11 protein-coding genes are annotated in these 15294 nt (G+C 45.7%); 9 read left to right on the top strand and 2 right to left on the bottom strand.

What is annotated here, in order from left to right; all coding sequences use genetic code 11:
• Positions 1–31 precede the first annotated feature (31 nt).
• Positions 32–1429 carry an alpha/beta hydrolase family protein gene (locus ACK8P8_RS17805; protein WP_369858767.1) on the bottom strand — a complete coding sequence of 466 codons (1398 nt, stop codon included), beginning with the start codon at positions 1427–1429 and terminating at the stop codon, positions 32–34.
• A gap of 340 nt (positions 1430–1769) precedes the next feature.
• Positions 1770–2936: a metallophosphoesterase gene (locus ACK8P8_RS17800; RefSeq protein ID WP_369858766.1), complete on the bottom strand. Its 1167-nt coding sequence runs from the start codon at positions 2934–2936 to the stop codon at positions 1770–1772.
• Between the two features lie 117 nt (positions 2937–3053).
• Here ACK8P8_RS17800 and ACK8P8_RS17795 point away from each other — a divergent pair, with 117 nt between their 5' ends.
• From ACK8P8_RS17795 to ACK8P8_RS17755, 9 genes are all read left to right on the top strand, one after another.
• The gene (locus ACK8P8_RS17795) at positions 3054–3590 is read left to right on the top strand and encodes an RNA polymerase sigma factor (protein WP_176555120.1); all 537 of its coding nucleotides are present in this window, start codon (positions 3054–3056) and stop codon (positions 3588–3590) included.
• 63 nt (positions 3591–3653) lie between these two features.
• The gene (locus ACK8P8_RS17790; RefSeq protein ID WP_369858765.1) at positions 3654–4799 is read left to right on the top strand and encodes a FecR family protein; all 1146 of its coding nucleotides are present in this window, start codon (positions 3654–3656) and stop codon (positions 4797–4799) included.
• A gap of 88 nt (positions 4800–4887) precedes the next feature.
• Positions 4888–8430, top strand: coding sequence for a SusC/RagA family TonB-linked outer membrane protein (locus ACK8P8_RS17785; RefSeq protein ID WP_369858764.1), 3543 nt, complete (start codon positions 4888–4890; stop codon positions 8428–8430).
• A 19-nt stretch (positions 8431–8449) separates the two neighbouring features.
• A complete protein-coding gene (locus ACK8P8_RS17780) occupies positions 8450–9934 on the top strand; it encodes a RagB/SusD family nutrient uptake outer membrane protein (RefSeq protein ID WP_369858763.1) in 1485 nt (494 codons plus the stop codon).
• 9 nt (positions 9935–9943) lie between these two features.
• Positions 9944–10966, top strand: coding sequence for a hypothetical protein (locus ACK8P8_RS17775; RefSeq protein ID WP_186976469.1), 1023 nt, complete (start codon positions 9944–9946; stop codon positions 10964–10966).
• A 105-nt stretch (positions 10967–11071) separates the two neighbouring features.
• Positions 11072–11998 carry an ABC transporter ATP-binding protein gene (locus tag ACK8P8_RS17770; protein ID WP_186976471.1) on the top strand — a complete coding sequence of 309 codons (927 nt, stop codon included), beginning with the start codon at positions 11072–11074 and terminating at the stop codon, positions 11996–11998.
• Positions 11999–12023: 25 nt separating this feature from the next.
• Complete coding sequence (locus tag ACK8P8_RS17765) at positions 12024–12920, top strand: ABC transporter permease (RefSeq protein WP_410026114.1); 897 nt, start codon at positions 12024–12026, stop codon at positions 12918–12920.
• Positions 12842–14320 carry a Gldg family protein gene (locus ACK8P8_RS17760; RefSeq protein WP_410026113.1) on the top strand — a complete coding sequence of 493 codons (1479 nt, stop codon included), beginning with the start codon at positions 12842–12844 and terminating at the stop codon, positions 14318–14320. The genes ACK8P8_RS17765 and ACK8P8_RS17760 overlap by 79 nt, the downstream gene beginning before the upstream one ends.
• A 47-nt stretch (positions 14321–14367) precedes the next feature.
• Positions 14368–15294: an ABC transporter ATP-binding protein gene (locus ACK8P8_RS17755; protein WP_369858761.1), complete on the top strand. Its 927-nt coding sequence runs from the start codon at positions 14368–14370 to the stop codon at positions 15292–15294.

Raw genomic sequence — 15294 nt, 5'->3', positions numbered from 1 at the left:
CGGGAGAGTGTTACCGACTCTCCCGTTTTTATTATTTATTGGTTTCCAACCAGTCACCCAGTATTTGTAAGGCTTCTTCCGAGAATACATCTTCAAGATCGGGTATTTCTTCCCGTGTTCCGGTAACACAGCGTTGGAACATATGATTCAAGCCGGGGAGTTCCACGATTTTATAGCGGGTATTGCCACCTTCATCCAACAGTTTTTTTATCGAAGCAAGGTTCTCGTCAGAGGGAACCATGATATCCCGGTCGCCGTTGAGTGCCAGCACGGGACAAGTAATCCTCGGGATATAATCGGCAGGATTGTATTGCACCATTTCACGGTACCAGCGACTTTGTGCCTGATAAAGGTATCGGCTGAAAAAAGATTCCTCCCTGCCGCCGGTGAGGTTTACGGCTTCGAGAATCGCCTTGTCCTGGCGGGATATCCAATTGTCGAAAGCGGCACGCAGGGGGCGTTCAAGAGGCTGCTCGAGAGGAACGGAATGTACCGTTTGAAAAAGAGTGTTGAATAAATCCATAAACTGTCCCACTTGCGCGGAAGTGATGCCCGGGGTGGTTTCAAGAATCGCTTTATTCTGCGATTCCAGAATCTGCAAACCGTCCACGCCGACACCCGCGAGGGAAACCACGAATGAAACATCGGGAGATTCTGCCCCAAGTATAAATGCCACTTGACCGCCTTCGCTGTGCCCGATAACCCCGATACGTTCTTTGTCGGTCTCGGGACGTGTTTTCAAGTAATCGATGCCTGCTTGCGCGTCACGGGCAAAATCTCTCGTGGTAGCCATTTCATACATGCCGTTTGTCTGTCCCGTTCCCCGGTCGTCTGTCCGCAGGACAATAAATCCCCGCCTCGTCAGTTCATCGGCCACGCGAAAGAAAGGTTTGTGACCGGAGAAAGTGCCGTCACGGTCTTGCTTTCCGGTGCCGGATACGATAATCGCTGCCGGGAAAGGTCCTTTCCCTCGCGGCACGGTCAGCGTCCCCGCTACCTGTATGGAGTCGCACGAGGTATAGGTGATGTCTTCGGAACGGTAAGGATAGGGGGGACGGGGATTTTGTGGGAAGTAGAGAGGTTGCAGGCTGTCGACCTTGCCAAGATTGAATTCCCGGGTTTTCCCGTACGTTGTCACTTTTGCCCGGATAGAATCCTTGCCGGAATGGAATGTCCCTTCAAACTGAATACCGTCCCGCTCGACAATTGCCAGAATGTCCTCGTCGGAGAGGACGAGCGAATCCGCTTCCGCGTTGTTTACCCATTGTTCCGGGAGCGACAGGAAAGCCCGGTTTATTCCCTCCGGTGTAGTTTGTAACTCGATAAAAATCCGTTTACTGCCTGCTTGTCCCTGCCATGTGCGCGGCGTGGAAGTACAACCGAGTAACGGTAAAAAGAATAATAACGTGATTGTTTTAAGGTATAACATACTTTTGTGATTTTAGTTTCACTCAAAACACCCGAACGGGCGAAAAGTGTCACCGGAAAGGGAAATTTAGAATTTGAAATGAAAGGATTCCCGAAGCGGAGAGAGTAACTAGCTCTCCCTCTGTTTATAGAGGGAAACTGGCGAGTAAGCGAGGGCAGCAGGGAAGCTTGCTTCCTTGTTGCCGAGCGAGAGCCAGTTCGAGACCGGTTTCCGGGCTCAATACCCCGAAGGGGGGAGGGAGTTTTTGTATATGGTGATCGTAAACTCCTCCGGCACTTCGTGCCACCTCCTCTATAAACAGAGGAGGAGCTAAGTTACAGCCTTGCTTCGGTTCTGAATCCTACATTTTTTTCAGCGTGATGACCGTGATTTCCGGCCATGCACCGAAACGCAAGGGCATAAGCCCGATGAATCCCAGCCCGACGTTGACGTACAGACCTCGCGAACCTTCCATGTATAGTCCGCTCCATTCGGGGTACATGAGGGAGGAGGGAGAGAGGCGACCGAGGGCGAATTGCATGGCGTGCGTGTGCCCGGAAAGCGTGAGATCGATGTCCGTGTCGAGCACTTCCCGGCGCCAGTGCGTGGGGGTATGACTCAACAACAGCTTGAAAGCGGTTTGTTCCGTGCCTCGCGTGGCGAGAGGGAGATCGCTGTATCGGTCGAGAGTACGTCCGCCGTCGTCCCCGACACCGATCAAGGCAATGCTATCCGTGTCACGGTGCAGCATCACGTGTTTATTGTCAAGTAGATGCCAACCCATGGCAGCTTGTCGTTCCTTGATGTCTTGCAGGTTCTTTTCACGAGCTTTCTTGCTCGACCAATGACGGTACGGGCTGTAATCATGATTCCCGAGTACGGAATACACCCCGTCGGGTGCTTGCAGGCGGGAGAGAATATCCTCGAAAGGATCGAGCTCCGCCGCCTCGTTATTTACAAGATCACCCGTGAACACGATGATGTCCGCCCGCTGGGCGTTGACGAGGGCGACGGCTTCTCGCAACGCCTCCCGGTTATCGCGCCAGCTTCCGGTGTGTATATCCGAGACCTGTGCCACCCGGTAGCCGTCGAAAGCTGCGGGGAGATCGGGAGAAGTGAAGACGATCTGTTTTACCTCGAATTGTTTCCGTCCCCAAAACGTGCCGTACAAAATGACCAACATCGTGGCGGCTCCCGCGACAACACCTAACCACGCGAAGGGATGGGACTGTAATTTCAGCGTGTATCTTGTCGGCAGGTCGAGTAGCGAACAAATGGAAAAAATCACCTTGGGCAGCACGATGGCAAGGTACGTGATCGTGAAAATCCCGATAAAAGATTGTCCGCCGTGTCCGCCTCGTGAAAACAGTAATATCCATAGAAGACCAAGCATCAAGATAACCGACGGCACGAACCACAGCAATCGGGTACGTCGGTTGGCGATATGCCGTTTGATATATAGCTTGTAAATATAGATGTCCGGAATAACGAGTAAGAATATAAAATAGATGGCTAATTTTTCGATCATAGTTCACGAGTATATTTTTTGAAACTCAAAGTTATAATTTCTTTTTTGTTTGATGCGTTATTGATGAAAATATATACCTTTGTCGTGTTAAGTCACGTAATACGGGTGATAGGAGTAATGGTTACATCTGAAAATCAAAAGCGATTTGAAACGATATATCTTGAATATTTTCAAGCTATACGGGATTTTTGTAGCTCCTATCTAAAGGATGAGGAGTTGGCACGGGATGTAGCCCAAGATTCGTTTTTCTCGCTTTGGAATCATTTTAATCCGGTTTTCTCGGAGAAGGAGATCCTTTCTTTTTTGTACACGTCGGCACGGAATAAATGTTTGGATCATTTGCGATTGCAAAAAGTGATCGAGAGTAAGTTTCAGGAATTGAAGGACGAGGTTTACGGTGAGGAGTTTTTTCTGGACGAGGTGACGCGTAATGAAACTTACCGGATCGTGCGCGGGGCCGTGAATAAGTTGCCCGAACGTTCCCGGCAGATTGCCACACTCACGTTGCAGGGGTATTCACTGCAAGAGATCGCCGACGAGTTAAGTGTTTCGATCAACACGGTAAAGACTTTGAAAAAAAATGCTTATGAGAAGTTGAGAGAAATGATTAGTAACCAGTATATTGTATCCGTGCTGTTGAAAATATTCATCTAAATTATATTTTCCATTCACCCGTTTTTTCGACTTCTTCGTATGATGTGTATTAAAACAAGTGCGATGAAGCGTGAAATAGAAAAACGAATAGATTTGGCGAGGCAATTCGCGAAGCGTCTGGCGGAGGAGAAGGTGAGCCGGGAAGAGGGGGAGGTTCGTGCCCCGGGGAAGGAATTGCCTTTACAGGAACTTTATGATGATATAGAGGTAAATCTTCCCCGTGTGTGTTGGGAGCCGACGGGGCAAGAGGAATGGGAGGTTTTCCGGAAGAGGTATTTGTCCAAGGGACGGGGACGTCGCCTCGTGTTGAGGTATTCGGCAGTTGCGGCTTGCGTGGTGGCGGCATTGACGGTGGCGTTGTGGCTGTATTTCCCGACTCAGAAGCAAGTAAAACCTTTGATGATTGTGCCCGTGGCGAGTAATTTACCGACGATTTCCGTGAGTGACAAAGAGTATGTTTTGGATTCCGCGGGGATCGATCGTTTGCAACGTCAAAACGAGGTAGCCGTGAAACAGAAAGGGAAGGAGTTAACTTACGTGACGGATACGGGTGCCGTGGAGGAACCCGTGTGGCACACGATACGGGTGCCGCGGCAGGCGGAATTCTCGTTGGTGCTCGGCGACGGTAGCCACGTGCGGATGAACACGAATACCGTTCTTCGTTATCGGGTGCCTTTTACCGGAACGACCCGGGAAGTGTGGATAGAGGGGGAGGCGTATTTCGAGGTTGTCCCGGACAATACAAGACCTTTTGTCGTTCATTTCGCGGATAATAGCGTTACGGTATTGGGGACGCAATTCAATATTTCCTGTTACAATGAACAACCGAGTCGTACGACGTTGGTCAGCGGTTCCGTGTGTTTGAGTGATTCACGGGATTCGGTGGTGTTGCTCCCGGGGCAGGAGGGGGTGATTGCCACGGGTGATAAAGGTATCCGCGTGCAGGAGGCGGATGTGGATGTCAATACGGCATGGTTGAACGACCGGTTTTATTTCAAGGAGCGTTCGTTATTCGAGATCATGAGGGCTTTGAGTGATTGGTATGACGTGACAGTTCGTTTTAACGACCGGGATCTCGGGAGTATGCTTTTTTCCGTGGAAACGAAACGTTACGAGGATATCGACAGCGTGCTGGAGATTCTAGAAAACACGAAAAAGATTTGTTTTGTTAAAAAAGATGACGTGATCGAAGTAAGACGTAATGAATAGAAAAGCGGGAAGTTCTCGCGAAACTTCCCGTTCTCTATATTCTCGCGGAGCGAGAACTAGTTGTTATTTTAAAATTCAATTCAAAATTATGAAAAAAAACGGTTACACCTGCAAGAAAGGAGTAATAAAATTCCCTCTTGCATTTGTTCACAGGTTTTTGTACCTGTTATTAGGTTTTGTTTTCTTGTCGAGTGTCCCGGGGAACGCACAGGCACAGGAGAAACGATTTGATTTGAAGATGCAGAACGTGTCTTTGGATCGGGTAATTGAAAAGTTGAGGGAGGTAAGTAACCAGACTTTCGCTTACCAGCTTGACGATGTTAAGGCTTATACCAAGATTAGCTTTGACGTGAAACAAAAAACGGTGGGGGAGATTCTTGACGAGTGTTTAAAGAAAACGGATTTGACTTGGAAACAGGTGGATGAAACCATTATTATTTACAAGCGTCTCATGACGAAGGAGGTGAAAGCGACGGTGATCAAGGGTGAAGTGCAGGACATAAACAAAGCACCGATACCGGGTGTCACAGTCAAGTTAGTGGGAACGACAGTGGGTGTTGCCACAGACAGCGAGGGTAAGTACACGATTTCGTTGCCGGTGGAGAAGGGGACTCTGGAGTTTTCTTGTATCGGTTACAAGACGAAACAGGTGGCTTTCTCGGGGGCGAAGGATATGTTGCGCGTGAGTTTGGAAGAGGACGTGGCGGCGCTGGATGAGGTGGTCGTTACTGGGTATCAGGTGCTTAAAGAGAAAGCATCGGCGGGGTCTATCAGTAAGGTGAATATGGATGACTTGGTGTTGGACGGTACGCGGACTTTGGAATCGGCTTTGCAAGGTAAAGTTCCGGGAATGATGGTAATCAATCGTAGCGGTTTGACGGGGACCCGCCAGAGAGTACGCGTGCGGGGAACTTCCACGTTGTTGGGTAACGCTGAACCTGTGTGGGTGGTAGATGGAATCATTCAAGAGGATCCTCTTCCGTTCAAGACGAATGATTTCAATAATTTGGATCCGAGTAACACGGATATGATCAACGATTTCGTGGGAGGTGCTATTTCTTGGTTGAACCCGAAAGATATCGAATCAATCACGGTGTTGAAAGATGCTATTGCTACGGCTATTTACGGAACGAAGGCCGCAAATGGGGTAATTGTGATTACTACTAAGAAGGGGAAAGTGGGACGTATGTCTATTAGTTATTCTGGAGGAATGTCGTATTCTCCGCGAATGAATTATAATAAATTGGAGTTGATGAACTCGCAACAACGCGTGGATGTTTCCCGTGAGGCTTACGAAACTAATATCCCTTTGTCTGGGAACCAGAATATCGGGTATTCAGCTTTGGCGAAAGCTTATCGAAATCGGGAGATTACTCTGGAAGAGTTTACTGCTGCGGCAAAACAGTTGGAAAAGAATAATACGGATTGGTTTAAAATATTTTTTAGAAATGCCATTAGTCACAATCACACGGTAAGTATCTCGGGGGGAACGGAACAGGCAACATATCATGCTTCTTTCGGTGTGAGTGATAATAACAATACGGCGAAAGGAAACGGTAAAACTCAATACACGGGTAACGTGAGTGTATCTGCCCGTCTGTGGGAGAAGATTTCGTTATCAACCTCACTTGCCGGTAGTGTGTCGGAAACTACAGCTTTCGTGGGGGAGGATCCTTTTGCATATGCTTCTAAGACCAGTAGGGCTATTCCGCATAAAGATGCCAATGGGGAGTTATCTTTCTATGAACATAAGGATAACGGATTTTTGTTTAACATGGAGAATGAATTGAAACATAGCGGAAACGAGAACAGATTAGCTTCTTTGAATGCTAGTTTGAGTTTGCGCTGGCAGATTTTGGAGTCATTGTCATACTCTATGTCCGGTTCATATAGTAACTCCCGTGTGGACGGAGAGACTTGGCGTACGGAGCAGACAAATTATATTGCCAATATGCGGGGGTATAATTTTGAAGAATATAGTAAGGGGGATGCTAAATATGATTCCTCTAAACTTCCTCATGGAGGAGAGTTGACGCAGTCTATGAGTGGGTCTGTGGGATGGAGTTGGCGTAATCAATTGGATTTCGTGAAGGTATTTAACGGAAAACACTCTGTTACGGCAGCTCTTGGGTACGAATTGAGAAGTTCTCGGGGGAAAGGTTCCTCGGAAACAACTTACGGGTATATGCCGGATAGAGGTAAGGTTATTGTGAACATACCCCCTTTTTATTCAGGTACACAAAATATTAGTGATTTATTCCGTACGACGCCTTCTATCAGTGACAGTAAATCGAATACAATGTCTTATTACGTGACTTTGGGATATATGTTTGATGACCGTTTTGCGTTTAACGTAAGTGCTCGCGGAGATGCTTCCAATCGTTTCGGGCAAGATAAAAGTGCCCGTTTTCAACCTGTGTGGGCATTGGGCTTTCGTTGGAATATGGAAATGGAGCCTTGGATGCAGAACCAGAATTTTGTGCGAGGTCTGAATTTTCGTTTTTCCTACGGGTATCAGGGAAATGTGGTGGAGAGTGTAAGTCCGTATTTGATTGCGACAATTGGTAAAGATCCGAAAACTTATGATTATACTTTGACTGTAAAGGATTTGCCTGCGCCGAAGTTGAAGTGGGAAAAAACGCAGAACATCAACTATGGTATCAGTGGTAGTTTGTTCGATAATAAAATTTCATTCTCGTTTGATGGGTATTACAAGAAGACAACCGACATGGTGACGAGTTTGGAGGTTCCGTATGAAAACGGAGTGGCGACTCGGCCTATTAATGGTGGCGAGATGTCTAATTCCGGTTGGGATGCCAGTTTTGGATTTACTCCGGTGAAAGGGAAAGATTTTATCGTTTCTTTGGGTTTTAACATGGGGAAAGTGTATAATAAATTGGAATCAAGTATTGAACCAACGCACGAGTGGACAGAAGCCGCAAGCGGTAATTTGAGTAAAAAGGGGTATGCAGTATCCAGTTTCTGGGCAATGCGTTTTGCCGGTTTGAATCCCGAACACGGGGGACCAATGTTTGATTTGACGGGGGCGGAATTGGAAGAGGCAAAGACGGATGCCACGCTCTATATGGATTACGCCGGGAAAATGGAACCGGATTTTAATTGCGGAGTTTCTTTTTCTATTCGTTACAAGACATTGTCGTTGTCCAGTGGTTTGTATTTAAGTGTAGGTAATCAAACTTTTTTGGCTCCGATGGGAAAAATGACGCAAAGTATCCCGAGCGAGTATGAAAATATGTCTACCGAGTGGGTGAAACGTTGGAGGAAGCCGGGTGATGAGAAAATTACTAATGTGCCTGCGTTACCGAATATGATTACTACTGCCAGATATATAAAGGTGGTGGATTTGGAGTATAATCCTTATGATTTGTATGCTAAATCAACGGCACGTGTGGTAGATGCTTGGTTTTTGCGTTGCGGCAGTATATCGCTTTCTTATTCATTGCCGGAAAGATTGTTACCGGGTACATTACAACATCTCGGTATGTCGTTCTCGTTGAATAATCCTTTCCAAATTAGAAGTAAAGATTTCAAGGGACGCGATCCGGAAGTAGCATTGGGGGGACAACCCTTGCAAAGAACTATGTCATTGGGAATTAGTGTAAGTTTTTAATTAATAAAGGAATACGAATATGAAATCAAAATTGTTTTTACTATTCCTGGCGCTTTGTTTTATTCAGTGTGATGATTTTTTGGAGGAACAGAGTCAGAGTGAAGTTCGTCCTTCGACGGTGTCGGATATGGAAAAAATATTAGAATCCGGTGCTTATCCGACCGAGGAAATGGGAGCTTTGATGAATCGGAAAACGGAAATATTCACGGATAATGTGAGAAGTAACATTGTCGAAGCAGGTTATCAAGCACAGAAAGAGAATGAAATGTGGCGTTTTAGGTGGGACCTTCTCATGTTTAATGAAGATGGGGGAGGTAATGATATTTCTTTTTGGAAAGTTCCGTATGAACGGATCATGGGTTGTAATTTGGTACTGGAGTATATAGACCAAATGGCAGGAAGTGATGTAAAAAAAGCTCATATTAAAGGTGAAAGTTATGTTTTGCGCGGATTGTATTACTATATATTGGTGAATTTTTTTGGTGTTCCCTATAATTATGGTGATCCGACTATAAATTCAGGAGTACCATTAAAATTGAATACCGGTGTTACAGATGAGAAATTTAAACGTAATTCTGTTGCCGAGTGTTACGAGCAAATATTGGAAGATTTGGAAACGGGAACACGTTTGATGAAAGAGGGGCAAGAAGCCCAATCCAATGATGTGTTGCGTTTACGTTATCCGGTAGGGTGGGCACTCTTGTCAAGGGTTTGTCTTCACATGAATAAGTGGGATGAGGTTATTCGTTATGCTGATTCTGTATTGGATATCCATCCTCAATTATTTGAGATGAAATCTGCAACATCTTATTCAAGTGGTGTTTATGATTCAAGAACTCCTATGGAACTCTTATGGTGTTGTGTTGAAAAAGATGAAGATACCATGGCTTTGTATCCTTGTTCACCCTCGGAAGAGTTGTTGGATCTTTACGTGTTGTATGACATAAAGGAAGGTCTTTCTGATTTGAGAATTGTAACGTCTAATACGTTCGCTTATTTTGTAAAACCGACGTGGGGGGACAATGCTGGTATTTATGTTAACTCCAAAAAAGGTGTGAATGGAACATATTGGGTGAATGGCGGGATTCGTACGGCAGAAGTGTATTTGAATCGGGCAGAAGCTTATATCCGTAAATATATAGAGACACATAATGAGGAAGATGCTTATTTGGCGTTGAACGATTTGAATGAATTGCGTCGAAATCGTTTAAGCGCAGGATATGTGGATATGACGATGGCTGATTTTACTAATGCAGATGAATTGTTGGAATTTTGTTTAAGGGAGAGACGTCGGGAATTGTGTTATGAAGGGAATCATCGTTGGTTTGACTTGCGTCGTTTGGGTATGCCCGAGATTACTCATATTTTCTTGGATAATGATAACGGACATGAAACAAAATATGTTTTGCAGAAAAATGATTCACGGTACGTGTTACCTATTCCCGGAGAGGTGTTGAGAAGAAATCCGAACTTGACAGAAATAGTTAATGGTAATAACAAATAATACATGACTATGAAATTCAGATATTTATTATTTATCTTTTTTTGTGTGGCATTGTGGACAGGATGTTATAATGAAGATGATATTGTGCCCACGGAGGGAAATGAGATGATGTATTCTTTGCCGCAAGGAACTCATGAATATGATGATGATATTGTGCAATGGTTTAAGGACTATGGTTTTTATACAGTTTATGAGTACGATGTTAAGGATTTATACTGGGCAAATACCGGGTGGGAAGAACAAGTTGAACCTAATTTAGGAGGTTATTTGACAGCAAAGAAAGCCGATCCTGATTATGTTGCTCCGGTGTTGGGTATGTTTCAAGAATTTTTCTTGGATTATTATTCGGGAGATTTATTAAAAGAAGCTATGCCTTTGAAAGTTTTCTTGTGCTCAGAGTTGTGGCAGGGAAGTTGGTATAATAATCGTTTAGAGGGAATTATGGAACGTGGTGATTCAATTGAACTAATGGTATATAGGGGATACGACTATATTGCTTTGAATGGAGCGAGAAAAGATTTTGAAATCACGGAAGGTGTGAAAACAGAATTTATGCGGGGACTTCATAAGATTTTCTTGAATATATTGTATAATAAGGCTATTATGACTGTTCAAGATGACTTTGCTGCTGTTTCTAAATATGTGGCGTATAGCAATATGTATCCTTCTGATCCAAATGATTTTGATGCAGCTTCCAAGATGAACTGTTTTGCACAAGGATATTTGAATATCCAAACGGCAAAAAGTATTTATTCGGTGGATCAAATGAAAGAGTACGATTTTATGTTTTATTTGAATTTGGTAATGAGTTATTCATTGGCAGAATTGGAACAAGAGGAGGCTTATTGGAAATCTTGGGATAATCAGCCGTACATGGATTATCGTGGTTTGTTAAATCCGCGAAGAGGATTTGATAAAGTACGTCAAAAATACGAGATTATGGTTGAGTATATCGAGAGTTTCGGTGTAAATCTGGACCGCATCCGTTTCCCGGAGCGTTTCGAGCCCGAGGGAGAAGAAGGAAACGATTGATGTTAGTTTAATTTTTTAGTGATCATTTATGTGATGCATCGCCCGTCTTTTGATGGGACGGGCGATGCTTTTAGGGAGTATTGTATGTAAAAATATAACGGTGTTATGGAAGAGATTATCGTAAAAGTAGAACGTTTGTCACATCGGTATAGTATCCAGTGGGCAGCGAGAGATGTAAGTTTTGAGATTCCCAAGCACGGGATTTACGGGTTGCTGGGTGCAAACGGGGCGGGGAAATCGACCGTGATGAATATCATGTGCGGGGTGTTGAAGCAGACTGAGGGAGATGTGATAATTGCGGGTGTGAACACGAAGCGGGACACGATTGCCGCCAAGCGGCATATCGGTTTTTTGCCGCAGAAACCTCCTTTATATCAGGATTTAACGGTAGAGGAGTATTTGACACATGCGGCGGATTTGCGTTGGATGGCACCTCGGGAGATTAAGAAGGCGGTGGAAGAGGTTATGGAACGTTGTGCCATCACTCACTTCCGTAAGCGGTTGTTAAAGAATCTGTCCGGAGGATACCAGCAGCGGGTAGGTATTGCGCAGGCTATCGTGCATAAGCCGGACTTAGTGGTGTTTGACGAGCCAACCAACGGTTTGGACCCGAACCAGATCGTGGAAATTCGTCGTTTGATCAAGAGTATTGCGGAAGAACGCACGGTGATTCTCTCCACGCATATCCTGTCGGAGGTGCAGGCTACTTGTGACCATATATTGATGATGGATCACGGGAAATTGGTTTTTTCCGGTACCGTGGACGAGTTTGACAATTACATCGTGCCGAATACGATATATGTTCACTTTGCTAATGCGCCTACTGCCGAGGTGTTGGGACAAGTGGAAGGAGTGACCGGGGTGGAGGACTTAGGCGGACAACAATTCCGGGTGCGTTTTACCGATGCGCAGGAGGTGATCGAACGCCTAGTGGATCTGAGCACCGAACAGCATTGGCGGATGCAGGAGATTCGGCAGGAGAAAAATTCGCTGGATACGATATTTGCCAAGTTGACCGAGAAGGGAAATTAATTGCTAAACGTTAAAGAGATTTATTATGAGAGCCATATATAAAATAGCGAAGACGGAATTACAGATGCTTTTTTATTCGCCTATCGCTTGGTTATTGTTATTGTGTTTTATTTTTCAGACGGTGTTCTTTTACACGGGTATGCTCGAGGGATTCGTGCTTGACGTGGAAAATTCGGGGAGGACTTATTGGTGTTCTTATCGTTTATTTGTTATGGGACATGGCGGCGGATCGGGTTTGTGGCCGAGCGTGGTGAAAATCCTGTACTTGTATATCCCCTTGTTGACGATGGGGGTAATCAGTAAGGAGTTGAGTAGCGGTTCGATAAAATTATTGTATTCTTCACCGATCAGCAACACGCATATCGTGTTAGGAAAGTTTTTGGCGATGGTGGCGTATGCGTTTTTGTTGACCTTGATATTGTTCGTGTATGTCGTGTTTGCTTGGTGCACGATCGATAACTTCGAGTGGGCATGGATATTGACCGGGTTGTTGGGAATATTTTTGTTGACCTGTACCTATATGGCGGTGGGTATATTTGTTTCCAGTTTGACTTCTTATCAGGTGATTTCAGCGGTAGGTACGTTTATCGTGTTGATGTTGTTGGGTATGGTGAGCGGCTGGGGACAGCAGTATGACCTTGTGCGGGAAATTACCTATTGGTTGGGGATGAACGGACGTGTGAATACTTTTATTAGTGGTATGCTTTGTAGCGAGGATTTGATTTATTTCTTGACAGTGATTGCTTTGTTCCTGATGTTGACGATTATTCGTTTGCATGCTATTCGCCAGAAACAGAAATTCACGATTACGCTTTACAAAAATCTCGCGGTGATTGCTTTGGTTTGCCTAGTGGCTTTTATTTCGTCACGTCCGGCATTGTTAGCTTACGCGGATACGACTTCCACGAAAAAAACACGTTGACTCCCGTGGCTCAAGAGATCGTGGGGAAATTGGATGGGGGATTGACGATTACTTCTTACGTGAACGTGCTTGACTCGAGATACGGTACTTACGCTTATCCTCATTTTATCATGAAGAATCGAGAGGCTTCTCGTCACTTTACACGTTTCAAGCCGGAAACAGAGTTGAAAGTCGTGTATTATTATGCGGATCCGAACGAGGGGATGCCGGGACGTCCTTCCGCTTGGCAGCAAGCCCGGCGATTGTGCGAGGTGTACGAGATGGACAGTACGATGTTGTTGTCGAGAGCTGAGGTGGATAAGATGGCGGATTTGGCGTCACAAGGATATAAGTTTATACGGGAAGCAGTCCGCGAGAACGGACAAAGAGAGTGGTTACATGATTTCACGGGTAGAGGATTGTTGGAAGAGGGTGCGACTGCTGTGGCGTTGAAACGTATGGTTATGGATGTGCCCAAGATCGGTTTCGTGACGGGACATAGGGAGAGAAGTATGTACGGGGATGTGCCGTATGACATGGGATACTTGTTGACGCATAGATGGAATGGCGGTTCCTTGGTAAACCAGGGATTTGATATGGTGGAGATAACCTTGGATAAAGATATTCCAAAAGATATTAATATATTGTGGATCGCAGATATGCGCACGGAGTTGACTCCGGAAGAAGAGAGCGTGTTGGGGAAATATATTGAACGGGGTGGAAACCTGATGTTTATGGGAGAACCCAGTCACCGCGAGGCTCAAAACAAGGTGTTGGGTAAGTTCCTCGGGTTGGAATTGACACCTTTGTTAGTGGGACCGGATGTTCGGTTCAAGGGAACTTTACCGACGGCAAACCTTTTGGCAACGGTTCCGACCCAACGGGTGAAAGATTTGATGTACCAGATGAAATCTACTTATCGGATTGCCCACGAGAATTGCGCGGGGATCGAGCAAGTGGAGGATAAGGGGTTCAAAGTGGAAGCTTTCTTGAAAACGGATACGATCGGTCCGGTGTGGACAGAATTGGAAACCACCGATTTCGTGGATGACACGGTGAAATTCAATCCGGCAGTGGGAGAGGTGTCCAAAGTGTTTAATACCGCGGTGGGGCTGACCCGTCAGGTGGGAAACAAGGAACAACGGATTATGGTGACGGGAGATGCCGATTGTTTGTCGAATAACGAGTTTGTAATTACGAGAGGGGTTTCTGCTGCCAATGGTAATTTGCTGGCGGGATGCGCTCTTTGGATGTCATACGGTGAGGTACCCTTGGATACGCGGCGTCCGGACACGAAGGATTCAACCGTGTCGATATCTATGGCTTGGTACAGGATATTTAAAGCCGGGTTTAAATTCGGGTTACCGATCTTGCTGCTGGGATGCGGGGTGTTTATTTGGTTCCGGCGGAGAGGAAGATAAGCGAGTGTGAAAATTTTGGTATGATAAAAAAGAAATAAAAGATATTTATGGAAGAAGCTATCGTAAAAGTGGAACATTTGTCACATCGTTACAGTGTGCAATGGGCTGTCAAAGATATTAGTTTCGAGATCCCGAAGAGAGGTATATACGGTTTGTTAGGCTCTAACGGGGCGGGGAAATCGACCGTGATGAATATTATATGCGGGGTGTTGAAGCAAACGGAAGGAAATGTGCTTATTCATGGTGCGGATACGCGTTTGGAACCTTTGGAGGCGAAGAAACATATCGGGTTCTTGCCTCAGCAAGCACCCTTGTACACGGACATGACAGTGGAGGAGTACTTGACGCATTCGGCTTATTTGCGCCGGATGCCGGATAAAAAGATTAAAGCGGCAGTGGAGGAGGTGATGGAGCGTTGCTCTATTATGCATTTCCGGAGCCGTTTGATCAAGAATCTTTCCGGGGGATACCAGCAGCGTGTAGGGATCGCACAGGCTATCGTGCATAAGCCTGCCTTGGTGGTGTTTGACGAGCCGACAAACGGGTTGGACCCGAATCAGATTTTGGATATTCGTCGCTTGATACAGGATATTGCGAAAGAGCGGACGGTGATTCTCTCCACGCATATTTTGAGGGAAGTACACGCGATATGCGACTACCTGTTGATGATCGAGCAAGGGAAGTTGGTGTTCTCCGGGACGGTAGACCAGTTTGATAATTATATCGTGCCGAGTACTATATTTCTACAATTGGCGGACGCCCCGGCTCCCGAGGTGTTGATGCAGGTGGAGGGTGTGACTGGCGTAGAGGAGCTAGGAGGACAACGTTTCCGCATCTCGTTCGAGGAAGCGGAAGGCGTGTTGGAACGCTTGATAGAAGCCAGTTCCCGCAATCGCTGGCGATTGATGGAAATTCGACCGGAGAAGAGTTCGCTGGACGATATTTTCGCGGCATTGTCGAAACAAGCGCACTGA

Origin of the sequence: Butyricimonas muris (assembly GCF_046365375.1) — a bacterium.
Classification (GTDB): Bacteria; Bacteroidota; Bacteroidia; order Bacteroidales; family Marinifilaceae; genus Butyricimonas; species Butyricimonas muris.
The sequence above is the reverse complement of the archived record's forward strand: the minus strand, read 5'-3'. Positions and strand labels throughout refer to the sequence as shown.